At 46.3% G+C, this 24,104-nt stretch carries 17 protein-coding genes and 1 tRNA gene; 7 read left to right on the top strand and 11 right to left on the bottom strand.

All coding sequences use genetic code 11. From position 1 onward, the window contains the following. Positions 1-54: 54 nt before the first annotated feature. On the top strand, positions 55-939 hold the full coding sequence (gene gluQRS / locus KDM92_RS07425; RefSeq protein ID WP_212683744.1) for a tRNA glutamyl-Q(34) synthetase GluQRS: 885 nt from the start codon (positions 55-57) through the stop codon (positions 937-939). Between the two features lie 249 nt (positions 940-1,188). Here gluQRS and KDM92_RS07430 read toward each other — a convergent pair whose 3' ends face one another. The 4 genes from KDM92_RS07430 to KDM92_RS07445 all read right to left on the bottom strand — a co-directional run bounded on the left by KDM92_RS07430 (position 1,189) and on the right by KDM92_RS07445 (position 8,374). Beyond that, the gene (locus tag KDM92_RS07430; RefSeq protein ID WP_212683791.1) at positions 1,189-2,646 is read right to left on the bottom strand and encodes a DEAD/DEAH box helicase; all 1,458 of its coding nucleotides are present in this window, start codon (positions 2,644-2,646) and stop codon (positions 1,189-1,191) included. Between the two features lie 274 nt (positions 2,647-2,920). Continuing rightward, entirely contained in the window at positions 2,921-4,081 is a 1,161-nt protein-coding gene (gene menC / locus KDM92_RS07435; protein WP_212683745.1) for an o-succinylbenzoate synthase, read from the bottom strand. 11 nt (positions 4,082-4,092) lie between these two features. Then, complete coding sequence (locus KDM92_RS07440) at positions 4,093-5,511, bottom strand: transporter permease (RefSeq protein ID WP_212683746.1); 1,419 nt, start codon at positions 5,509-5,511, stop codon at positions 4,093-4,095. 106 nt (positions 5,512-5,617) lie between these two features. Then, the gene (locus KDM92_RS07445) at positions 5,618-8,374 is read right to left on the bottom strand and encodes a TonB-dependent receptor (protein ID WP_212683747.1); all 2,757 of its coding nucleotides are present in this window, start codon (positions 8,372-8,374) and stop codon (positions 5,618-5,620) included. Between the two features lie 531 nt (positions 8,375-8,905). On the opposite strand from KDM92_RS07445, the gene KDM92_RS07450 reads away from it, so the two are divergent. The 5 genes from KDM92_RS07450 to KDM92_RS07470 all read left to right on the top strand — a co-directional run bounded on the left by KDM92_RS07450 (position 8,906) and on the right by KDM92_RS07470 (position 14,719). Continuing rightward, positions 8,906-10,135: a cyanophycinase gene (locus KDM92_RS07450; RefSeq protein ID WP_212683748.1), complete on the top strand. Its 1,230-nt coding sequence runs from the start codon at positions 8,906-8,908 to the stop codon at positions 10,133-10,135. A 2-nt stretch (positions 10,136-10,137) separates the two neighbouring features. Beyond that, positions 10,138-11,457 carry a M20 metallopeptidase family protein gene (locus KDM92_RS07455; protein ID WP_230408217.1) on the top strand — a complete coding sequence of 440 codons (1,320 nt, stop codon included), beginning with the start codon at positions 10,138-10,140 and terminating at the stop codon, positions 11,455-11,457. A gap of 8 nt (positions 11,458-11,465) precedes the next feature. Then, positions 11,466-12,584 carry a succinylglutamate desuccinylase/aspartoacylase family protein gene (locus KDM92_RS07460; RefSeq protein ID WP_212683750.1) on the top strand — a complete coding sequence of 373 codons (1,119 nt, stop codon included), beginning with the start codon at positions 11,466-11,468 and terminating at the stop codon, positions 12,582-12,584. A 102-nt stretch (positions 12,585-12,686) separates the two neighbouring features. Next, entirely contained in the window at positions 12,687-13,691 is a 1,005-nt protein-coding gene (locus KDM92_RS07465; protein WP_212683751.1) for a GlxA family transcriptional regulator, read from the top strand. Next, the gene (locus KDM92_RS07470; protein WP_212683752.1) at positions 13,688-14,719 is read left to right on the top strand and encodes an arginine N-succinyltransferase; all 1,032 of its coding nucleotides are present in this window, start codon (positions 13,688-13,690) and stop codon (positions 14,717-14,719) included. The genes KDM92_RS07465 and KDM92_RS07470 overlap by 4 nt, the downstream gene beginning before the upstream one ends. 142 nt (positions 14,720-14,861) lie before the next feature. Here KDM92_RS07470 and KDM92_RS07475 read toward each other — a convergent pair. Both KDM92_RS07475 and rpoD read right to left on the bottom strand, forming a co-directional pair. Next, a tRNA-Ile gene (locus KDM92_RS07475) sits at positions 14,862-14,939 on the bottom strand. Positions 14,940-15,215: 276 nt separating this feature from the next. Then, positions 15,216-17,384 (bottom strand): RNA polymerase sigma factor RpoD, encoded by a 2,169-nt coding sequence (gene rpoD / locus KDM92_RS07480; RefSeq protein WP_438947461.1) that lies wholly within the window; start codon positions 17,382-17,384, stop codon positions 15,216-15,218. Between the two features lie 430 nt (positions 17,385-17,814). Between rpoD and KDM92_RS07485 the strand changes: the two genes are divergently transcribed. Continuing rightward, a complete protein-coding gene (locus tag KDM92_RS07485; protein WP_212683753.1) occupies positions 17,815-18,234 on the top strand; it encodes a hypothetical protein in 420 nt (139 codons plus the stop codon). A 362-nt stretch (positions 18,235-18,596) separates the two neighbouring features. On the opposite strand, the gene dnaG is transcribed toward KDM92_RS07485, so the two are convergent. The 5 genes from dnaG to ybiB form a co-directional block, all read right to left on the bottom strand. After that, positions 18,597-20,396 (bottom strand): DNA primase, encoded by a 1,800-nt coding sequence (dnaG, locus tag KDM92_RS07490; protein WP_212683793.1) that lies wholly within the window; start codon positions 20,394-20,396, stop codon positions 18,597-18,599. Positions 20,397-20,480: 84 nt separating this feature from the next. Next, positions 20,481-20,927 (bottom strand): GatB/YqeY domain-containing protein, encoded by a 447-nt coding sequence (locus KDM92_RS07495; protein WP_212683754.1) that lies wholly within the window; start codon positions 20,925-20,927, stop codon positions 20,481-20,483. A gap of 168 nt (positions 20,928-21,095) precedes the next feature. Then, entirely contained in the window at positions 21,096-21,308 is a 213-nt protein-coding gene (gene rpsU / locus KDM92_RS07500; RefSeq protein WP_186891961.1) for a 30S ribosomal protein S21, read from the bottom strand. Between the two features lie 182 nt (positions 21,309-21,490). Further along, positions 21,491-22,726 carry a BaiN/RdsA family NAD(P)/FAD-dependent oxidoreductase gene (locus KDM92_RS07505; protein ID WP_212683755.1) on the bottom strand — a complete coding sequence of 412 codons (1,236 nt, stop codon included), beginning with the start codon at positions 22,724-22,726 and terminating at the stop codon, positions 21,491-21,493. A 76-nt stretch (positions 22,727-22,802) separates the two neighbouring features. Next, a complete protein-coding gene (gene ybiB, locus KDM92_RS07510; protein ID WP_212683756.1) occupies positions 22,803-23,789 on the bottom strand; it encodes a DNA-binding protein YbiB in 987 nt (328 codons plus the stop codon). Between the last annotated feature and the right edge of the window lie 315 nt (positions 23,790-24,104).

Below are 24,104 nucleotides of genomic sequence, written 5' to 3' on the forward strand. Positions count from 1 at the left end.
AATCAATTCGCCAAATCATCTCTGCATCAATTGAACGCAATATTCATTCATAACATGTCTCTCTATCGCGGTCGTTTTGCTCCCTCACCAACTGGCCCTCTCCATCTCGGTTCCTTGGTCGCTGCAATGGCGAGCTATCTTGATGCCAAAGCACATCATGGGTGTTGGCTGGTTCGCATTGAAGATGTTGATTTTGACCGCAATCTTGCTGGAGCAGACCACGCAATATTGCAAACCTTACGTCGCTGCGGTATGGATTGGGATGAAGAAGTTGTGTGGCAAAGCCAACGCAGCACCTACTATCAAGCCGCGCTAGAACAATTAGCTGCACATGTATTTGCTTGTAGTTGTTCACGCAAAGAAATCGCTGATTCGCGCATACGAGCTGGTTTATCGGATTCACAAATCTATCCTGGTACCTGCCGCTCGGGGATCACAAATAACAAGGTCGCACGCGCCTTTCGTTTGCGCGTACCTGACGGTGCTGCTGCCAACATCGAATTTGAAGATCGTTTGCTTGGTCGACAAAAACAAAATTTAAGCACTGCGGTTGGCGATTTTGTTTTAAAACGCGCTGACGGATTTTGGGCTTATCAACTGGCTGTCGTGGTCGATGACGCGTTACAAGGATTTACCGATATCGTACGCGGCGCGGATTTACTCGACTCTAGCGCACGGCAAATCTATCTACAACAATTGCTTGGCTATCCGACGCCACGCTATTTACACGTGCCGGTGGTCACGAATGCGCTAGGAGAGAAATTGTCCAAGCAAACAGGTGCTTTGGGATTCGATCTAGGGAATAACGATGTATTGCAGGATGCTCTCATTCCGGCAGCCGTTTTTTTGAATTTAGAATTCAGCACGCCCCCAGCAAACATCGCCGACTTTTGGTCAACAGCAACGGTCTTGTGGGCGAATAAGATGGGGATAAGATAATCACCGTTGTCGGCATCAACAGCGCAATTCAAGGGCTAAAAGCTCTCTCTAGCAAGAAATAAAAAAAGCAGAAAACACATTTGGTTTTCTGCTTTCTTTGTTTTAAATTGACTCGAATAACAGCGAGTGATGAATCACAATCAGCTAATTTATTTGCGGACTTTTCGTCTAGCAATAAACCAACTTAAAAACGAATTTATAAGCGAACTCAAAAACGAACTTATTCAGTTTGCTATGTATCGCAGCGAATTAATTTGCTTTCAAAGAACTCGCAAAACCACCTAATAAAGCAGCTCGCTTTTGCGGCTTGGCGACTTCGTTAGTAGCTTTATTCAAGACAGGCTTGGTCGATGCAGCACTGGTGCTTGGTTCATACGGCTTTAAAAACCAAGGATCGACTTTCTCGCGCGGTGCTTGATATGTTCGTACCGGACGCTCAGTTGCGCGATCAGTTGAACGTGGACTACGTTCTTGGCGATCAGAAAAACTTGATGATTTACGTTCAGAATGCAAAGAAGTAGCGATAAATCCGGCGAGTTGTAAGCGCACGATTTTTTGCTTGATCAGTTTTTCGATATCCACCAATAAACGTTCATCTTTATCGGTATGCAAAGAAATTGCATCGCCCTTTGCGCCAGCGCGACCAGTGCGACCAATTCGATGGACATAGTCTTCTGCGTTGTACGGCAAATCAAAATTAATCACGCATGGCATTTCAGAAATATCTAAGCCACGTGCGGCAACGTCGGTAGCAACCAAAATTTCTACCTCGCCACGTTTAAATGCTTCTAAGGCTGCCATCCGTTCTTGTTGCGATTTATCACCGTGAATCGCGGTCGCTTTAATGCCTTGCTTAACCAAATGTACTGCCACACGTGAAGCGCCGATCTTGGTATTTGAAAATACGATCACTTGCTTCAATCCGCGTTCGCGAATAATGAACGCAACCGCATCACGTTTTTCATCTTCCTCTACTTTGTACAACACCTGCGTCACGTTTTCTGAGGTGGCGTTACTACGCGCTACTTCGATCGTCACCGGATTATTCAAGAAGCTGGCAGATAGTTTCTTGATTTCTGGAGAGAAGGTCGCAGAAAACATCAAATTCTGACGCTGCTTTGGCAGCAAATTAATGATGCGCTGTAAGTCTGGCAGAAACCCCATATCCAACATGCGATCGGCTTCATCCATAATCAAAATCTGGGTTTGCGATAGATTCACCGATTTTTGTGCCACATGATCTAACAAGCGACCAGGTGTAGCGATGACGATCTCTACGCCATTACGCAAAATGGCGGTTTGCGGTGCCATATCCACACCACCAAATACGACTGTCGCGCGTAGAGGCGTGTGACGCGAATACGCCTTCACATTTTCTGCAACCTGATCAGCTAACTCACGTGTAGGCGTTAAAATTAATGCGCGTACTGGATGACGCGCTGGCGAGGCACTGGTATTGGCGTGTGCCATCAACAATTGAATAATCGGCAGCGAGAATCCCGCCGTTTTTCCTGTGCCTGTCTGCGCCGCACCCATCACATCACGACCCTGCAAAACTACGGGAATTGCTTGCGCTTGAATTGGCGTTGGATGCACATAACCTTGATCGTTTAGTGCGCGCAGAATTTCTGGTGCTAGCCCAAAAGAATCAAATCGAAGAGTATCAGCAGCCAATTCAGCTACTGTTGGAACAGAGGTTTCGGTCATGTTATGCATAGTGTGCCTCCCGTGGGTCTAACACTGCATCAAAGGAAGAAAATTGTGATGTTGCGTCAGCAAAGAGTAAGGCATGGAAGAAAATTTACAGCGCACATTATAACACCATGCCTGTGTAGAACTATTTTTCGATATTTTCGATAGATGCTAGCAAAAACTCCTAGCCAAAAATATCACAAAACAAATTCAAAACTTTCTACATAACAGAGTAGACCAAAGACGATAGATCGCTCCCATAAATAATCACTACATCGTCACGGCACAGTTAACGAATAGATTCCCGCTCCAAGGTATAACGTGCAACACGCTCTTCTAGTACCGTAACACCAATTCCCGGCCCTTCAGGTAACGCAATAAATCCATCGTCTGCTAACACCACAGCTTGATCAACGATGTCTTCGCTAAAGTAACGTGTGGTTTCTGATGTGTCGCCTGGCAAAGTAAATCCACTAGCGGTTTGCAATTGCAAATTGAATGCCCTACCGATACCGGTCTCATCCATGCCCCCCGACCAAACGTCAACGCCTGCGTGCTGACACAACGCTGCGGCTCGGAGCGATTCGATCATGCCGCCGACTCTACCTTGCTTAATATTGATTACACCACAGGCCTTCAAGGCAAGCGCTGAGCGTGCATCGTCGAGATCATGAATTGATTCATCCAAACATAAAGGCGTGGCTAAACTAGCTTGCAATACCGAGTGCTGAACGATATCGCTGTAAGACAGGGGCTGTTCTATCATGGTCAAATTGAATGCATCTAGCTCTCGCAGTATAGGCGCATGCTCCAATCGATAATCACCATTGGCATCCGCCATCAAGCACAAATCAGGAAAAGCCTCGCGCACAGCGCGCACCCAAGCGACATCTTTACCCTGCATGATCTTCAATTTGACACGATGATAGGGGCGACGCATTGCATCAGCTACCGCATCGAGTAAAGCCGGAATCGATTCCTGAATCCCTAGACTAATACCAGACTGAATCCGACGCGCCGATAACCCCAACAATGCATGCAATGGGCGATTCTGTTGACGTGCAATTAAATCGAGCAATGCATTTTCTACCATCGCCTTCGCCATGCCGTGACCACGCACCGGACTCCAGCTTGCTAGCAATTCCCCGATCGTAATACCCGGCTTCAATAGCGGCAATAAAAAGTCTTTAAAAATGTGGCGCACGGTTTGCGTAGTTTCACTGGCATAAAACGGATCTGGATCCGCTACACATTCTCCCCACCCCACCACGCCATCCGATTCAAGCCGTAATAACAAGGCCTCTTTCACTGCCCAAGTATGCACACTGGTGGCAAATGGCTTTACAAATGGCAAGCGCACCACAATCAAATCGATTTTATGCAAGACAGGAATACGTGCATCAACCGCGGGCGATAGTGGTACTGCGCAATGCAAAAATTGTTGGTCCATACTTCAATTCCTCAAGAATAGCCAATCGCTACCGCAATCGCGACCATCGCCATCGACATCAGCAAGATCAGCAATTGAAAGCGCCAGATAATGCCAAACCAACGTGTCCACGGCACACCAGCAACACCTAATGATGCCATTAAAATTGCACCCGTTGGCACACTCATATTTGCCATCGCATTGCCGAGCTGATAAGCCAACACGGCAGTCTGCCGCGTCACACCAACTAAGTCAGATAATCCAGACATCAAAGGCATATTGATCGCCGCTTGCGCACTACCAGAATGAATCACAAAAGTGAACATTGTTTGCACCACCAACATCCCTTGGGCCGCCATCTGTGCAGGCCAAGTTTCTAGCATTGTTCCCATGCTATGTAAAAAGGTATTCAAAACTGAAGGAGCATGTGGGTTCGCACCGCCTAATAAATACTCTATTCCTTTCGCCAACGAAATCACCAACACGGCCGACATCAATTGCTGCGCACCGGCGACAAATGATTCCGCTGCTGCATCGGCCGTGAGACGTTTACTCAATATCGCAACGATGGCTGAAAATACGCATAACGTAAAAAATTGTGTGGCAATTTCTGGAATAAAATAACCTGCGGTGACCACACCCCAAACGATCCAAACAATGGTTGCGACAATTCCCAACAAGATCACTCGATCAGCGAGCGCGAGCGGTGGTGCATCGACAGGAATCACAATCTTGCCATCTTCACCGAGATCAGCAGCGGTGCGATGGCGCTGCGCATACCAGAGCGTAAATACAATACCGGTACTCACAAAAATCAGAAACATCACAATACGCAAAGGCGCACCAGACAATAGCGGGACATTGGCAATGCCTTGTGCTAAAGCGACACCAAACGGATTCATCCACGAGGTGCCAAATCCAATTTGACTAGCCACATAGGTAATCATGACACCGACTTCAGGTGGGTAACCTAAACGCAAAATCAAAGGCAATAACAATGCAAGAAAGGCGATAGTCTCTTCGCCCATGCCAAATACCGCGCCGCCAGTAGCGAATGCAGCGAATAAAGAGCCCAACAACAAACGTGGATGATGCCCAGTGATGGCAATTAAACGCAGCAAGCCACGGTCAACCGCACCCGTCGCATTGATCACACCAAAAGCGCCACCAACCAATAAAATAAATGCAATCACACCAATTGCAGAACCACTGCGACTACCTGAGGTCATGCCTTCAAATGGCGCATTCAGAAAACCAATTTCTTTGCCTGTACCAAACACAGCAATACTGATGTTGTGCTCTGCGACGCGATAAGAATCTAGCGATATTGGCATCCCCTTTTCAAAGTAACCTGCGGGAACCCAAGGAACGATTAGCGCCAAAATCAGCGCACCGAACAGTAAGATGATGAGTGTGTTTGGAACTTTGAATGTACTTCGCTTATTACTCATGGGTTTAGCTCCTGCTAATAATTCTAATTGCTGTGATCTACTACTTTTCCCTCGTATAAAAAAGCCCCACCTGAGTGGGGCGTCAAGAACAGGAGGGTGCTACGATTTACTTGAATTTGTACTGCAAATTCACGAAGATAGAACGTCCACGTGGATCACCATAAGTCGGGTCCCAAGTCACTTGGAAATAACGTGACTGGTTGGTAAATGGTGGCGGGGTATCTAATAAATTGATGACGCCAGCACGCAATTTCAGATTTTTAGTGAACGCATAACTACCGGTTAAATCCCATAAGGAATACGCTTCGACATCACGATCATTCCAACCTGGATCAGCCAAGCCCGGAATATTTTGATCACGATAGCTTGCGAAATACGTGTGACCCAAAGTCAGATTCAGTTGTTCATATGCCCAATCAAAATTGAGCTTATGACGCCAACGTTGCACTGCCTTATCATCGCGGAACACACCGAGGCCGTTCGTCAATGGTGAACTTGGATCGGATTGGAACTTATATTCGGTCAAATAAGTTGCACCTAGATTCGCGCTGAAGCGACCAATCGAGGTGGCATCGCCGCGCCAATTGAGCGCTAAATCAAAGCCGGAAGTATTCAGCTTGCCACGGTTCTCTTTCTTAAACTGTAAATAGGAAACCGCGCCATCGGAATCACGCACAACGATATTCGGATTGTTGTAGTAGACTGGATTATCAAACACAGTCTGCTCACCAATTTCCGAAATAATGTCAGTCTTACGAATCATCCAGTAATCAATACTACCGTTCCAATTTTGGTTTGGTTCTAACACCAAACCGATCGAGAATTGTTTCGATTTTTCTGGTTTGAGTAAAGGATTCGCGTAGCGATCAAGATCAAACTGTGCAATCTCGCCTGACACCGGATCTTTGACGAAGCTTGCAATCGTGCCGGAACGAACTGGTAAGAACATTTCAGAAATCGACGGCGCACGGAAACCTGTGCCAAAAGAAGCACGACCTAACATTGCTTTACTTGGACGATAGCTCAACGCGATCTTAGGATTGGTCGTATCAAGATTAGGTGTAGTCAATGCAGATCGTGGATCTTTCACACCTTTATAACGATCATAACGTAAGGCAAATTGTCCTTCCCATTCTTTGGTGAAAGGCGCACTAACTTCTGCATAAATGCCCGCAATATCGCGTTGATTTGAGGAGTCTTCCAACAACTCGTCCGAGCTGGATCGATCACCTTGTACGTCATTCGACTTCAGTGCCGCAGTAGAAGAAAACTCTGTCTTTTCACGGCGCAATTCCGCACCAACCGCGAGCATCGCATCACCACCCGCCATAGACATCAAAGAGCGCGTCAATTTGCCATCAACGCTATCGCTAGTACCTTTAGAGATACGCGCAGCGCCAGAAATCTTGATGGAATTCATAAACTTCTTACCAGAATCATCGGTAGCTGCAACGAATGGGTTATACAATCCTTTTGCAATACCATCGAGTAATTTAGTGCGCGAGACCCAGCCATCGATATCCAAATCAGTCGCTTCATTGACACTATGGTTGTAGGCGGTATCGTAATCCCAAGCACCGATACGTCCATTGGCACCTAGGACAATACGTGAACTCTCACTGGTCACCTCGGTGGTGCGTCGACCAGCATCAGTTAAACGGAAACGGAAATTCACAGGTGTCGTGATACCCGTTTTCGTTTGCAAATCTTTTGGTAAAAAGATGCCCGTGGTAGTGCCATTAATACTGCCAGAAGTGGCAGGCGATGCTGCGTACGCAGTGACTGCTTTACTCTTCAATGCTTCGAAGAAAACTTGATGCTCATCGGATACCAAGAAAGTGGCACGACCGATAAAACTTTGTTTTTCTCCTTTAGGATAAACTTCAGAATCACCCATGTAATTAAATGAACAGCCCTCAGTACCACCTGGCCCCAAAGGACGCACGACGTTTGGACTACCATTCACGCAGGCTGCCTTACCGAAACTCACACGACGGCCTGGAGAAGGTAACCACTTACCGCCTGGACCTGAGCCAAACAAGTAAGAAGAATTATTCAAAGTCGCGAGTTGCGCCGAAGTTAAATCCACATTGGCAGGGAAGGAAGTGCTCGACAACTGCGGAGATAAGCGATCTGGCAAACTGTATTCCTGCATAAACTTGCGATCAGAACTAGCGAGTCGCTCCATACGCTGTACATCTATCGCACCAAATACATTGAATCGGTCTTTGCCTAGATCACCAAAACCTCCAGAAATAGACGCGGTTTTTTTACTACCGCCACCTTCGGCAGTATCTAAGGCATAGACGTTAACATCAGCACCTTGATAATCTTTGCGGGTAATGAAATTAATCACACCGCCCATCGCATCTGTACCATAAATAGCAGATGCACCATCTTTCAAGACCTCAACACGTTGAATCGCGCCAGCGGGAATGCTATTGAGATCCACACCAGAACTATCACCTGGGCTCGCGAAATTGGCGAGTCGGCGACCATTCAACAATACCAAGGTACTAGAAACACCAAGGCCACGAAGATTGGCACCATTAAAACCACGCTGCCCACCCATCACGTCACTAACACTGGTGCCGTCAGTCAGACCACCCACATTCGCCGATATTTTTTGCAATAATTCAGCGGCAGTCGTTACGCCGGTCTTATCAATATCTTCACGCTTAATGGTTTCAATCGCCAATGCGGTTTCACCTTCAATGCGTTTAATACTCGAACCTGTCACTTCAACGCGCTGCAAAGTTTGCGCAGTGACATTCAAACTTAAAACGCTCAGTGCAAGTAACACTGCATGGGTGCATCGGGAGCGGCGAAATAGCATCGCTGCGGGCTGGCTAGCTGGTTTCATGCGATAAGTCCTCAAAAATGGGTGTATCAATCTCAAACACAAATTTATATTCAAACTATTTTTCTAACTTCTTTTGACTTTGTTTTTAAACATATTTTTCAAACGTATTTTTCAAACGCGTCTTTCAAACGAATTCTTAATACGTATTTAAAAAGCTATTTAAAAACTTAGATTCAATCACCAGCACTGCACTTACCTACTCTTACCTACTCTTGAGTGCGTTTATATGCGTTCGTGTGCTTTGGCGTATTTTTTTGTAACGATTTGAGTGTATGCACAGTTCATCATCTTGAACCATCTCATATTAACTTGAGTCGCTCTGTGAGAAGCTGGTGTCGCATTCATGCAATGTTGTTCCCATTAAAGTGTTGCAAACTTCCGACAGTGCGACATGCATTTACGAATGTGCGCAAACTTTTAACTGACATGATCTGAACGCAACGAATCAGTGGCAACATCCGTTCCATGAGACTTTAGCGAAAGGGCTATTTTTTGAAATCCATATTCATACTGACGCTGCTTGCAGCAAATTTGGCAATCAATTTTGCACACGCTGACGGTAACGCTACAAAAACTTCATTTCAACCAATACCCGGAATCGTCGTGCCTATGGGCGGCGCGGTACGTGGTGACAACAATGAATTGCGACAACGCTTAGTTGATCTTGCTGGTGGTAAAGGAGCGAAATTTGTCGTCATTCCAACCTCTTCCGGCAATCCAGTAGCGACCGGTGAAAATGCCGCGCATGAACTCAGACGTCGTGGCGCACAAGTCGAGTTACTCAAAATCGCCCCGCAATGGCCAGGAGAAAATCTTGAATCAGCACGTCGCGCTGCAGCTGATCCAGACAATGTGGCAAAAATTCGGGCAGCGAATGCGGTGTACTTTACTGGTGGAGCGCAAGAACGTTATGCCGACGTACTCAATCCAAATGGCGTCGCCTCACCTGTGTTGCAAGCAGTCAGAGAATTGCAAGCGCGCGGTGGCGTGGTCGTCGGCACAAGCGCTGGCGCAGCGATCATGAGTCAAGTTATGTTTCGTGATGCGCTCAATCCATTATTGGTGATGAAAGGTTTGTTAAGAGACGGCAAAGAAGTCGAACGTGGATTGGGATTTGCAGGCGAAGAAATCTTCATTGATCAACACTTCCTCAAACGTGGAAGAATAGGACGTTTGCTCGCTGCCATGCTCGCAAAAGGTTACAAAATTGGTTTGGGTATCGATGAAAATACAGCTGCAATTATTCGCGGCAATGACGTAGAAATTGTCGGCGCCACAGGTGCTTTATTGATCGATCTACGCGATGCAACAGTACAAGCTGGTCCAATCAATGTGAGCAATATTCGTATCTCGTACTTGGATAATGGCGATCACTATGATTTGGCCAACGCACAAATCAAAGTTTTTCCAGCCAAATTAGCGAGAGGTGAACTGAAATTTCGACAAGCGGGATTTGTTCCTGAACTCGAAAATCCACGCCTCGATTTCCCTGATATTTTGGGAGAAAACGCGATTCAACGCGCCTTATCGCAACTCGTCGATGGCAATCGTGAACACGTGATTGGTTTCGCCTTTAGCCTGATTACAGCCAAGGATGATCCTGCTCCTGATTTAGGTTTTGAATTTGTCTTACGTCGCGATGAACGCACGCGCGCTTGGGAGAGTACAGGTATTGACGGTAAAGATTACTCCGTATTTAATGCGCGACTCGATGTGCGACCAATCCGTATGACAACGCCGCTCTATCAATCATGGAAATGACTATGTATCCATTGCGACATCTTGCGCCTATCCTGCTCTCGAGTGCACTACTTGTACCAAGTATCAACTTGCAGGCGCAGCAGCGTTCCTTCGACCATGCCAGCTTAGACGCTGCCGCTGCACGTGTCTTACCCGAGGTGATTCATTGGCGACGCGATTTACATGCGCATCCAGAACTCGCATTTCAAGAACATCGTACCGCAGCTCTTGTCGCCGCTGAACTAACACGCATGGGCTACGAGGTAAGTCGTGGCATCGCTGGTACTGGTGTGATTGGTTTACTCAAAACGGGGCGACCTGGTCCCGTCGTTGCCTTGCGTGCCGACATGGATGGATTGCCGGTCAGCGAAGAAACCGGTTTAGCGTTTGCATCGAAACAGCGTGTGAAGCAAGGCAATACCGAAGTCGCTCTCATGCATGCTTGTGGTCACGACATGCACGTCGCCATGTTGCTAGGTGCGGCTCGTGTTCTCTCTGATATACGCGGACAACTTTCTGGCACGATAAAACTGGTGTTCCAACCAGCGGAAGAAGGTGTCCCAAATGCGCCAAATGGCGCAGAGCGTATGGTAAAAGCGGGTGTCTTAGAAAACCCAAAAGTGGACGCGATGTTTGGCTTACACGTGGGTATCACACCGGAGCCAACTGGAACGCTCTCATTACGTGCACGTGGCTTGATGGCGGGCAGCGATACATTTGATATCGTAGTTAAAGGCCGTCAAACACATGGGGCGTTACCATGGAACGGTGTTGATCCAGTGGTGGTGGCGTCGCAAATTGTCTTGGGTCTGCAATCAATCGTCAGCAGACAAACTAACCTCACTGTCGCACCAGCGGTGATTACTATAGGAACGATACAAGGCGGTCAAAGAGCAAACATCGTACCTAGCGAAGTCAAAATGAGTGGCACCATTCGCACCTTTGATCCACGCATGCGAGAACAAATTCTGGCACAAGTAAAACGTACCGCAGAAAACCTCGCTCTCGCTTCTGGTGCCAGTGCCGAAGTCAGTATTGATGCTGGCTATCCGGTGACTTGGAATGATCCCGCGCTAACCGCTAAAATGCTGCCTAGTCTGCGTCGCGTGGTTGGCACCGCATTGCTATCCGATATTCCACCAACGACGACCTCAGAAGATTTTTCATTTTACGGACAACGTGTTCCCACTATGCTGTTTTTTCTAGGAGTCAATCCTCCAGAAAAAGCAGCGATAGACTGGGCCCCCAACCATTCACCTCGCTTCAATCCGGACGAAGCTGCCTTGCTGACTGGCGTGCGTACTCTCGCTAGCTTAGCTGCTGATTATTTAACTGGGAACTGAAAACGCTCATGGAACCTAACTCAATTTCTCTCCCTTCTCCCGCCGCAGGCACAAGCCGAGAGCTTTCCTACATCCGTTTCGGCAAAACAGGAACTGGCCCAAAAGCCTATATTCAAGCATCACTACATGCCGATGAATTACCTGGCATGTTGGTCGCACATCACCTAAGAAATCAATTGATCGAATTAGAGCAGCAAGGAAAATTGCTCGGCGAGGTGATCTTAGTCCCCTCTGCCAACCCGATCGGCCTCGCAAATACCTTATTAGGAACGAGTCAAGGTCGTTTTGATTTACGCACAGGACAGAATTTCAATCGTCTATTTCATAATTTATCTGAGAGTGTGCTGGCACGCGTCAAATCACAGTTAAGTGCGGATCCAATCAGCAATCAACAGCTAATCCGAGCTGCCATTCGCGCTTGTTTGAGTGAACAAAGCGCCGTAGATGAACTATCGGCACAACGCCTGGCATTGATGCGACTCGCTGCAGATGCCGATGTCGTTCTCGATTTACATTGCGATTGCGAGTCCGTATTACATGTCTACACAGGTACGCCATTATGGCCACGCGTCGCGCCACTAGCAGGCTTACTCAATGCACATGTGGCACTGCTAGAAACCAACTCTGGCGATGATCCTTTTGATGAAGCTTGCTCACGTATATGGTGGGACATCGCTGCATTGGTTGGCGACGAATTTCCGATTCCTATGGCTTGCCTTGCCGTTACTGTCGAGCTACGCGGCTTTACCGATGTCAATCACTCGCTTGCTGAACGCGATGCAACTGCGATGATCGACTACCTTCGTCTGCAAGGCATCGTAGCTGGGCCTTTAACACAGGACGTACCAACTGCCTGCGAGCCCACGCCGCTAGCTGGCTGTATGCCGATCGCGGCACCCTCAGCCGGACTTGTGGTGTATTTGCGAGAACTTGGCGAAGTTGTCAAAGCAGGCGATCCGCTGATAGATTTAATTGATCCAGTCAGTGGCAGCGTACAACAATTATTGTCCCCAGTTGATGGCGTTTATTTCGCTCGCGAAAATCGTCGCTACGTACCACCTGGTACACGACTCAGCAAAGTTGCTGGTCGTGAGGCGGTAAGGCGCGGTTCATTATTATCAGCTTAGTTCGATGCTTAGTTTTGTGCTTATAGTTGTCAACTTCATGCATCCCGATTGCGAATCATCTCGTAGTTGAATGTAGAATCAAGCGCTCTCACGAAAGCAATTATGCAGCCGCCTTTTTCTGTTTCATTGATTTTACTTCCTGGATTTTCTCTATTCGCACTCGGCGCGGTGCGTAGCCTATTCGCTGCTGCGAACGAAGTGGGCGGCGAACTACTTTATCAGGTCGAGCAATATGCGGCAGACGGCACACAAGTCATTACACAATGCGGCGTTGTGCTGTCAGCGCATCCAATTGATCAACTTCAGCGCGCTGATTTATTGATGCTAGTCGCTGATGAACGCGTTGAACCATCTATTGCTAACACCACCGGAAATTTTTTAAAACAATATTTAAGTTCGTCGCACCATGCCAGCGAATCGATTCTTGGTGGCTGTGGCACAGGCACACAGATACTCGCCGAACACGGTTTACTCGATGGTTATCGAGCTGCAATACATTGGCAAATTTTGGCAGACGCGGTCAAGCGTTATCCAAGCATCGTATTTACACCAGGCTTATTTGAAATTGATCGAAATCGGATCAGTGCTGGCGCAGGCGCAGCCGTACTGGATTTGCTTCTGCATTGGCTGGAACAGCGTCATGGCAACACCTTCGCAGCGGAAGTGGCTGCTAGCCTCGGTTTAGAACGACTACGCGGCAGCGACGAGCGACAACCAGTTCCAGCATCAGCGCAACCAGCACTAGGTTCAGCCCGCTTAAAAGAAGCTTTAGAATTGATGGCAGCGAATTTAGCGGAGCCACTGCAAGCGGAGGATATCGCGCAATTAGTTGGTGTCTCACGCAGGCAACTTGAGCGACTATTTCGGCAGCACTTAGATACTTTTCCATCGCGCTATTACTTGGAATTGCGACTCAAACACGCACGTCGTCAATTGAAACAAACAACCCAGTCGATATTACAAGTTGGTCTAGCTTGTGGCTTTACTTCTGGACCGCACTTCTCCACCACTTATCGCAATTATTTTGGTTATACTCCGCGCGAAGAACGCGCCCGCCACAGCATGCCGCAAGTCATGACTAAAAATTCCGAAGAGGACATTCAATGAATCATATGAACTACTTGTTGCGCCCAGCAACACTGGATGATCTCGATGCGATCGAGCGCTTTTCAAAAGCGAGCACCTTCGGCATCCACACACTCAAGCCAGGTCGCGCGCATCTAGCCGAACGACTTGAACGTTCGCTTAAAGCATTTGCTGGAGCCGAACCAAGTCGCGGCGATGAAATCTATCACTTTGTACTCGAAGATTTACAAGCGGGTCGTGTGGTTGGTACGAGCGGCATCGTTACGAGTGCTGGAGCAGACGGTCGATTCTATTGTTATCGCAACGAATTCTCCATACATGCAAGCGACGAATTAGGTATTAGCAATCGTGAACATACACTGCGTTTATGCGAAGACTTATCTGGTCACTCTTTACTCAGCTCGTTTTATATCGAACCAGAGTATGGCAATACGCTCGCGCCGCAACTCTTATCACGCGGACGTTTACTCTTCATTAGAAATTATCTGCACTTGTTCGCAGAGAGAATCGCTGCTGAAAATCCCGGACTATGCGACGAAGCTGGCAATAGCCCATTCTGGAACGCTCTCGGTGGGCGTTTCTTCAAAATGCCATTTCCTGAAGCGGAACAACGCACCCGTGGTCGTACAAAAAGCTTTATCGCAGAACTAATGCCACGCTCCCCGATATATGTTTCGTTATTGACGGAAGAAGCGCAGTGGGCAATGGGCCAACTCCATCCTGACGGGCAACTTCCCTTTGGCATACTAGTCGACGAAGGCTTCGACGTCGATTCATTCATCGATATTTTTGACGGCGGCCCAATCGCTGAGGCACGTGTAGCAATGTTAAATACAGTCGTTGCAGCACAAGAAGTCGAATTACGCGATACTCCCCAAGTACAAGGGGAAGCCTGCCTCATCGCCAACATGGAAAGCGCAAAATTTTATGCGACATTATCGTCTGGCGAATTTGTCGACAATGCCTTATTGGTGCCACCCAAAGCAATAGAAATGCTAGATCTCCACAACAATTCTCGCGCCTGTGCAATCCGAGTCAATATCACTTAAACAAAACAAGCTATCCATGCGAGAACGAAATGCAATGAGGCAATCTGGACTGTCCAAGTCAGATAAGCATTGATACACAAAGTAAAAACAAAAAGCCCTTACAATTTTCTTGTAAGGGCTTTTTTGCAGAACACATTAATCTTGGTGGGCCTCCCCGGAGTCGAACCGGGTACCAACGGATTATGAGTCCGCTGCTCTAACCAGCATGAGCTAGAGGCCCTATTTTACTTAGCAAACTTCGCCTCGTAAAAAGAGGGCTCATTGTATTACATACGGCATAGTCGGCACAAGGCTTAGCTTGGAGAAATGCTTGATTTGATGGTGTATTCATCCAGTATTTACAGTGTATTTATCGGCTAGGTAAATGTCATTGCCGTAAATTCAAAACAATGAAACTCAGAGCAGTGAAACTGAAAACAAAAAGCCCTACGATTTTTATTTTCGTACGGCTTTTATCCAAAATACTCAAGACTCATCTCTGAGTTGAACAGAAGTTTTAATTTCCTTCTAAGAAGCTCTTCAATTTATCAGAACGTGATGGATGACGCAGCTTACGCAGCGCTTTTGCTTCTATTTGGCGAATGCGCTCGCGTGTCACATCAAATTGTTTACCGACCTCTTCCAAGGTATGGTCTGTCGACATTTCAACACCGAAACGCATACGCAAAACTTTTGCTTCGCGCGGGGTCAATGAATCCAACACATCCTTGACTACATTACGCATCGATGCGTGTAGCGCAGCGTCGGCTGGTGCGAGCGTATGATTGTCTTCGATAAAATCGCCCAAATGAGAGTCATCGTCATCCCCGATTGGCGTTTCCATCGAAATCGGTTCTTTCGCAATCTTCATAATCTTGCGAATCTTATCTTCTGGCATTTCCATCTTGATCGCGAGCGTCGCTGGATCTGGTTCTGCACCTGTTTCTTGCAAAATCTGACGAGAGATGCGATTCATCTTATTGATGGTTTCGATCATGTGCACAGGAATACGAATTGTGCGTGCTTGATCTGCGATAGAGCGTGTAATCGCTTGGCGAATCCACCAAGTTGCATAAGTCGAGAATTTGTAGCCACGGCGATATTCAAACTTATCGACCGCCTTCATCAAACCAATATTACCCTCTTGGATCAAATCCAAGAATTGCAATCCGCGGTTCGTATATTTTTTGGCGATAGAAATTACCAAGCGCAAGTTCGCTTCAGTCATTTCGCGTTTTGCTTTACGTGCTTTCATTTCGCCAGCAGACATCTTTTTATTGATGCCACGTAAGTCGGGCAATGGCAACACAACACGAGCTTGTAAGTCGATCAATTTTTGCTGCAATTGCTGCACCGTCGGCACATTGCGTCCCAAAATTGCGCTGTAAGAATGACCAGCATTGACCTCACCATCGATCCAAGCAAGATTGGTTTCGTTACCTGGAAACACTTTAATGAAATGGGAACGCGGCATACCACAACGATTCACCACCACATCTAAAATTTGCTTCTCAACATGACGCACTTCATCGACTTGACCACGCAGGGTGTCACACAATTTTTCCACTACTTTGGCGGTAAAACGAATGCCGAGCAATTCATTCGAGATCGCTTCTTGCGCCTTAATATAATTCTTGGAGTTATAGCCTTCTTTTTCAAAGGCCTTACGCATTTTGTCGAAGTTTTCAGAGATAGTCGCAAATTTTGCCAATGAATCGCGCTTCAATTGTTCCAATTGTTCGGCTGAAATACCAGCAGCAACAGCAGCGCCTTCTTCTTCCTCTTCTTCCTCTTCGTCCTCGTCTTCTTCGTCTTCGTCGTCTTCGTCACTTTCCGCTGCAACAACTGGCGCTTTTTCTTCTTCAGTTTCTGCGTTCGGATCAACTAATCCGTCAACGATGTCATCGACTTTAATTTCATCACTGGCGATACGATCTGCTTGCGCTAGAATTTCTGCAATCGTGGTAGGACATGCGGAGATCGCCTGAATCATGTCTTTCAGACCTTCTTCGATCTTTTTCGCGATAACAATTTCACCTTCGCGCGTCAGCAACTCAACTGTTCCCATCTCACGCATATACATGCGAACTGGATCAGTGGTGCGACCAAAATCGGAATCAACCGTTGACAACGCAGCTTCGGCCGCTGCTTCTACTTCGTCATCATCACTGGCGACAGTGACGACGTTATCGGACAACAGCAATGCTTCTGCATCAGGCGCTTGCTCATAAACAGCTACGCCCATGTCATTAAAGGTACTAATAATGCCTTCGATCGCTTCTGGATCAACAACATTCTCAGGCAAGTGGTCATTGATTTCTGCGAAGGTCAAATAGCCACGATCTTTACCCATTTTGATAAGGGTTTTCAAACGCTGGCGACGACGTTCTAATTCTTCTGCAGTCGCTTCAGGATCCGCAGAAAATGCATCTTTTAAAAGTGCTTTTTCTTTGGCTTTACGATCTTTCGCTTTTGCCTTGTCGAGCGCTTTCATCTCAGCTCGTTCAACCGCATTGAGCGCTGCCATTTCTTCATTTTCAGGCTGATATTCTTTTGGCTTACGACCGCGACGACCCGGTACTTTCACACCAGGTAAAACATAACTGGAAGTATCGATGCTCGCCAGCAGTGCAGCATCAGTCGTTTGACTGACGGTAGGTGCAGATCCAGTCTTAATTTCTTGCACTTCTGGTGCTTTTTCAGACTTGGCTGCTTTCGCTGATTTCTTGACTGACTTAGCTTCGTCTTTTTCAACTTTGTCGGTCTTTTCAGCTTTGCTACTGGCGTTAGATGCTTTAGTAATCACAGAGGCTTTCTTTGTTGCGGCTGACGGTGTTTCAGTTTGCTTCACTTGCTTTGTTGCAGCTTTTTCGACATCTTTGCTCAACTTCGGTTCCGCTTTAGCTTGTTTTTTTGTAGCAGGTGTTTTTGACACTTCAACTTCCTTTTTACTGACCGTCGATTTTACATCTTTACTTGAAATCTTGCTCTGAACCAATTTTACTGGCTTCTGCTCTACTTTAGGCGCTTTAGCACCTTTCGCAAGGACTTTTTTGTCAGCGACTTTTGTCGTTTTCACTGATGTTAGTTGCTCTTTCGTTTTGGCTGCACTTGTCTTGCTGACTTTCGAAGGAGTTTTATCTGCTATCTTTGCTTTTGTAGCGATTGCAGCTGTTTTTTTTGTAGTGCTTTTATTAGCTGATGCGCTAGTTGCAGCAGCACTATTTCGTGGCTTAATCGCTTTTGCTGGTGTCGCTTTTGCCTTCTCTGAAGCAACAAGCTTTACAGTTTTAGCAGCTGGCTTTGCTGCCTTAGCGATTGGCTTGGTTGGGACTTTCGATGTTGCCTTAACGACTGTTTTTGCTGCGGGCTTAACGCTCGCCTTTGTTGACACACTTGCCGACTTTTTCGTGGCAGTGGTTTTGGTTGCACTCTTCGTAACTACGGATGTCAGTTTTTTCGCGGGTTTCTTCATTGCACTAGCCATTGAATCAAACCAACCGAAGCTGAAAAGCTATTTGAAATTTAAAAAATAAAGCACTGTTACCAATCAACATTACGCAACAGAACAATCATACAAAAATCAAATTCAACATTTCTTAGCATCGGCGTTTTGGGTTACTCGGAGGAGCATACGCTCACCTAAACAACACATTCTTTGACTACGTTCAGTCACAAACAAAACTGACCGCGACAAAGAATGAAAACAACCTAAGACCTTGAATCGAAAGCCTTTAACTATACCACTTGCCACTCTTTTAATCAATCTAAGCAGATCAAAACCGACTCATCCATGTCACACAAAAGTATACAATTAACAAGTATTTTATATCAGCTCAATTAGTTTCCTTACATTAACTCGCGCTGCGAAAATAACATGAATCGTGCAACAAATAATTTACTGTACGCTATTCGACGATTCCGCCTCGGCCTCACGGCGAATTGCGTCTTGCAACTGCATGATTTCTCGGTAACGCGCAACATCAGCAGCCTCTCGCAAACCTCGTTGCGCCAGTTGCTCCATTTCTAGCTTGAGCACTTGTGTCCTCATCTGCCTTAAAGCACCCGCCAACTCCAATCGGACAACCTCAATCTCAGAGTCTGTTTGCTCCGCGATTTCTGCAATCAAAGGATCAAAATCGGCACTCGTTGCACGCAAGGTTTCTGCCAGCGCTGCAAAATTGGCTTGCTCCCCCATAGGTTGAGCAAGCGACACCAATTGCTTGAGCATATCAGCACCATCTGGCGCAATTTTGGCAGCACAATCCATCATTGCCGGAGTCATCATGACAGCTAAAGAAGGATGCGCGACTAAAATCCGCATCACTTGTCGTTCCAATCCAACAGGCGCACTGCGACGACTCTTGGGCGGTGCGATTTTTACACGTGCAACTGGCTGACTTAATTCAAATAAGGCTTCAATCTCAGCCGCAGTCGACTGGGTAATTTGCGCCAAATTTCTGACTAACTGCAAACGCAAGGCTGACGGAGCCATTTGCTGCAATAAAGGCTTGGCCTCAAACTGAGTTCTTGCCCGCCCTTCAGCAGTAGCCAAATCGTTATCAGCACTCACTTCCTTGATCAGAAATTGTGACAAAGGCATGGCATTTTGCACTTCGCTCGCAAATGCATCTGCGCCATATTCACGCACGAAACTATCGGGATCATGCTCAACTGGCAAAAATAAAAACTTAATGACCTTATTGTCATTCACGTGCGCTAAACAAGCATCCAAAGCCCGGCGCGCTGCACGTCGTCCAGCGCTATCGCCATCAAAACTAAAGATCACATGGTCAGTTTGACGTAATAATTTTTGCACATGAGTCGGCGTGCATGCCGTTCCTAAAGTCGCAACCGCTTGCGGAAAACCTAATTGCGCCAAGGCCACCACATCCATGTAGCCTTCTGTTACCAAAACATAGCCTGCATCCCGAATTGCTTGACGCGCCTCGAACAAGCCATACAACTCCAAGCCTTTTTGGTATAAGGGTGTCTCAGGAGAATTCAAGTATTTGGGTTCACCTTGATCCAATATGCGTCCACCAAAACCAATCACTTGCCCCTTCGTATTACGGATTGGGAACATAATTCGGTCACGAAAGCGATCATAGCGCTTGCGATAAGCGCCCTCGTCATCACTTTTATCGATGACCATACCTGCCTCTGCCAAGGCGCTTGCGCCATAATCCGCAAATACGGCTCTTAAACTATCCCATGCATCCGGTGAATAACCCAAACCAAAACGCGCTGCGATTTCACCTGTAACACCGCGCTTCTTCAAATATTGAATTGCCCTATCAGCGCCACGTAATTGTTGACGATAAAAATCACACGCCTTCGTCATGACTTCACTTAACGCCAAACTTTTGGCGGTTACCTCGGCCCTTTGGGCTGGCAGCATACGATCATCTTCTGGCACGATCATGCCATTATTCAGCGCCAAGTCTTTAACAGCATCAACAAAACTAAGGCCCGAATACTCCATCAGAAAACCGATAGAGGTCCCATGAGCACCACAACCAAAACAGTGATAAAACTGTTTGGTCGGACTAACAGTAAAACTAGGAGATTTCTCGTTATGAAACGGGCACAAACCCATATAGTTTGCGCCACCTTTTTTCAATTGCACGTACTTACCGACTACATCAACAATGTCGACACGGGCAAGCAGATCCTGAATAAAACTTTGTGGAATCACGCCAACAATCTCATGGAATAAAAACAAATACGGCCTCGGAAAAACTGGTCCCGAAGCCGCAATCTAACAACACCAAGCAAAAAATTACTTAGCTAACGCAGCCTTCACCATTGCAGACACAACTGTCATATCCGCGCGTCCAGCTAATTTTGGCTTTAAAACTGCCATTAATTTGCCCATGTCTTGTGGACCTGTAGCACCAACTTCAGCAACCGCCTCATTTACCGCAGCTTGCATCTCTGCTTCAGTCAATCCAGCGGGCATATAGGCAGACAAAATCGCCATCTCAGCTTTTTCAATATCTGCCAAATCCTGACGACCACCCGCTTCAAATTGACTAATTGAATCTTTACGCTGTTTAATCATTTTTTCAATGATTGCTAACACCATAGTGTCATTCAACTCTACACGCTCATCGACTTCTTTTTGCTTCATCGCAGCAGTGATCAAACGAATAGCGCTTAATTTTGCAGAATCTTTAGCACGCATTGCGGCTTTCATGTCTTCGGTAATTTGATCTTTTAAGCTCATGACGTCCTCTTGAATAATGCTTTTACGCAGCAAAATCAATGCCGCATAAATGAAATGGTGAAAATAACAAAGCCCGCTGCGGTACACCGGAGCGGGCATGCAAACCTAAAGCTGAAAAATACCGTAAGACATTAAGCTGTTATGCAACCGACTCAATGCCAAACAAGATTAATACATCTTCTTAGGCAATTGCTGACTACGAATACGTTTGTAGTGACGTTTAACAGCTGCTGCCAAACGACGCTTGCGTTCTGCAGTTGGTTTTTCATAAAACTCGCGAGCGCGCAATTCGGTCAACAGACCGGTCTTTTCGATGGTGCGCTTGAAGCGACGCATGGCGACTTCGAACGGCTCGTTTTCTTTAAGGCGAATTGTGGTCATGTAAGTTCGGAACCAGTTAAAAATTTATAGGAAGACCGAGATCATAACAGGATTTTTTTAAATAGGGAAGCTAACTGATGAAAACTTATGCAAAAAAGTGTGGCAAAACGTCGAGAATTTATCATGAAAACAATGAACGCATTCGAGCCATGCATCGCTCAGGTTAAGCATCGGGTAAGGTATTAAATGGAGTACGCGCAATGCGCTTCCGCAATTGCTTTCCCAGCAGCAACCCCTGATGCCCAAGCCCACTGAAAATTAAATCCCCCTAACCAACCAGTTACATCAACCGCCTCTCCAATGAAGTAAAGGCCGGGACACTTATTTACCATCATAGTTTGCTGCGAGAGTTCACGTGTATCCACACCGCCACGGGTCACTTCTGCCTTTCGATACCCTTCAGAACCATTCGGCAATAATTCCCAGCGACTAATTTTTTCACTCAATAAGCGTAGCCGTTTGTCCTGCATATCTGCAATTTTTACGCTGCCATCAAACTCATATGCAACGAGCAAACCATCAACCAATCTTGCTGGTAAGTATGCAGCAAGAAAATTTGCTAAAGTTTTTTTACTAGTAGTTTTAGCGGCAATTAATTCATCTGCCAGCGCCACCTCTGGCAGCAAATTAATTCGAATGCTCTGCCCAGGCTGCCAATAACTAGATATTTGCAAAATTGCTGGGCCTGACAAACCACGATGCGTAAATAGTAAGTCTTCACGGAAAACAATTTTGTTTTTCTTCTCTCCAGTTTCGATATCGACTTCTAAAGAAATGCCTGCCATCGGCACAAAGGCTGCCCAACCAGGCGCATCAAAAGTCAGTGGAACCAATGCAGGCCTTGGCTCTACAATTTTCAATCCAAATTGCCGCGCTACACGATAAGAGAAATCTGTTGCACCAATTTTTGGAATAGATAAGCCACCAGTCGCGATCACGACATTGGCTGTGAGGAACCTTCCCTGAGCCGTCTGTACGATAAATCCTTGTTCAGATTTCTGTATTTCATCGACACCACAAGACATTCTCCACTGAATCCGACCAAGATCGCATTCAGCCTTTAACATCCGAATAATGTCTTCAGCAGATTCATCACAAAATAATTGTCCTTTGTGCTTTTCGTGAAAAGCAATATGGTAGCGCTTCACCAAACTAAGAAAATCTTGTGGCGTATAACGCGATAAAGCGCTCTTACAAAAATGCGGATTTTCTGACAAAAAATTAGCTGGTGTCGCATGCAAATTTGTAAAATTACAGCGACCACCTCCTGAAATACGAATTTTCTCAGCCAACTTAGCTGCATGATCGAGTACCAATACTTTTTTACCGCCCTGACCAGCGACCGCAGCGCACATCATGCCAGCAGCACCAGCGCCAATCACAATTACATCGTATGTGGAAGTAAATTCATCAGCCATCTTGGATTTCTCGATATAAGACATTCAGGACATTAAATAAGGCGCGCATTGTAAAGGAAAACTGGCGCACCGCTTTCTATTTATTTAGATGCAATTGCTTCGATAGCTGCATGCAATGCTCGACTTGCTTTGCAATATTCAATGGAACCGCTTGTTTGCCATTAAGCACTTCTTTGATCCACTTAGCAGTACTCTGCGCATCAATACTCACCGGCAGATTTTCGGGTTCAGCCAGCAATTGAGATGTCGTCTCTTGCAATAACGTATGCTCGCCTTTCCAATAACAATCAATTTGTTGGGCTCGCCCTGTACTAGCAACTGTCTCACCTTCGGTGCCTCGCATCAATAAAACTGCGCCGCGCTGATGCGGTGCCAATTCACGAAAATAACGATCCAACATCACTTGGTATTCTGGATGCGTATAAGAAGTAAGACGCAACGCTTGCGCCGCAAATGGTTGCAGGATTTTTACTAAGGTATGTGTCGAATTGCGCAAACCAAGAATTTTGCGCAATTCGAGAATTCTATGCATCGCTGGTGCCAAAACCGCAATTGGCACCAAGGCTAAACTTGTTTGTGATAAATTTTGCTGCGCTTGTGCGACGTTGGATGCAGCTTCGATACCTAATTCAGCAAAAATCTCCGCACTTGTTACTCGTCCGGGATCATGAAGCATTCCATGTACCAAGACTGGCACACCTTCACGCGCTAATAGCATGGCAAGAAGGGGCGTCAAATTTGGTCGCTTACGAGCACCGTTATAGCTGGGAATAACGATCGGTGCATACGAAGAATTTTCTGGTGTGATTAGGACTTGCAAATGGGCTTCTGCGGCATCAAGAAAACCAGCAATTTCTTCAATTGATTCACCTTTAATACGCATAGCGATCAAGATGGCACCCAACTCCAAATCGTTCACACGTTGATCGAGAATCGCTGCATAAAGTTGGCTCGCATCATCTCGTGATAGATTGCGTGCACCTTCCTTACCACGTCCAATTTCTTTGATGTAAGCAGCCGCTAAGAAAGGCTGAGCACTTAATTTATCTTGTGAATTTCTCATAAAAGTAATTTAAACAAAACACGAATTAAGCGTGTATTGTGTTTATGCTAGAGCTAAATTGGGTTGAAATCGAATTTATATACGACCGAAAATTTGTATAAATTGGCAAAACAAAACTAAACAGATCAAAACTTTGATATACACTTGAACTAGATTTCATCACAATATCCAACTCATCAGCCATCGTGTTTGCCATCATAGCAAGAGACATACAATTACGTCGCATCATCCAATTAAGCAAAGCAAGACTAAAAAATATGTATCGATGCGACGACAAGTGATGATCAATCTCTTACTCTTTAGGAAATCATTGTC

Origin of the sequence: Affinundibacterium baiyunense (assembly GCF_018139645.1) — a bacterium.
Taxonomy (GTDB): domain Bacteria; phylum Pseudomonadota; class Gammaproteobacteria; order Burkholderiales; family Burkholderiaceae_D; genus Undibacterium; species Undibacterium baiyunense.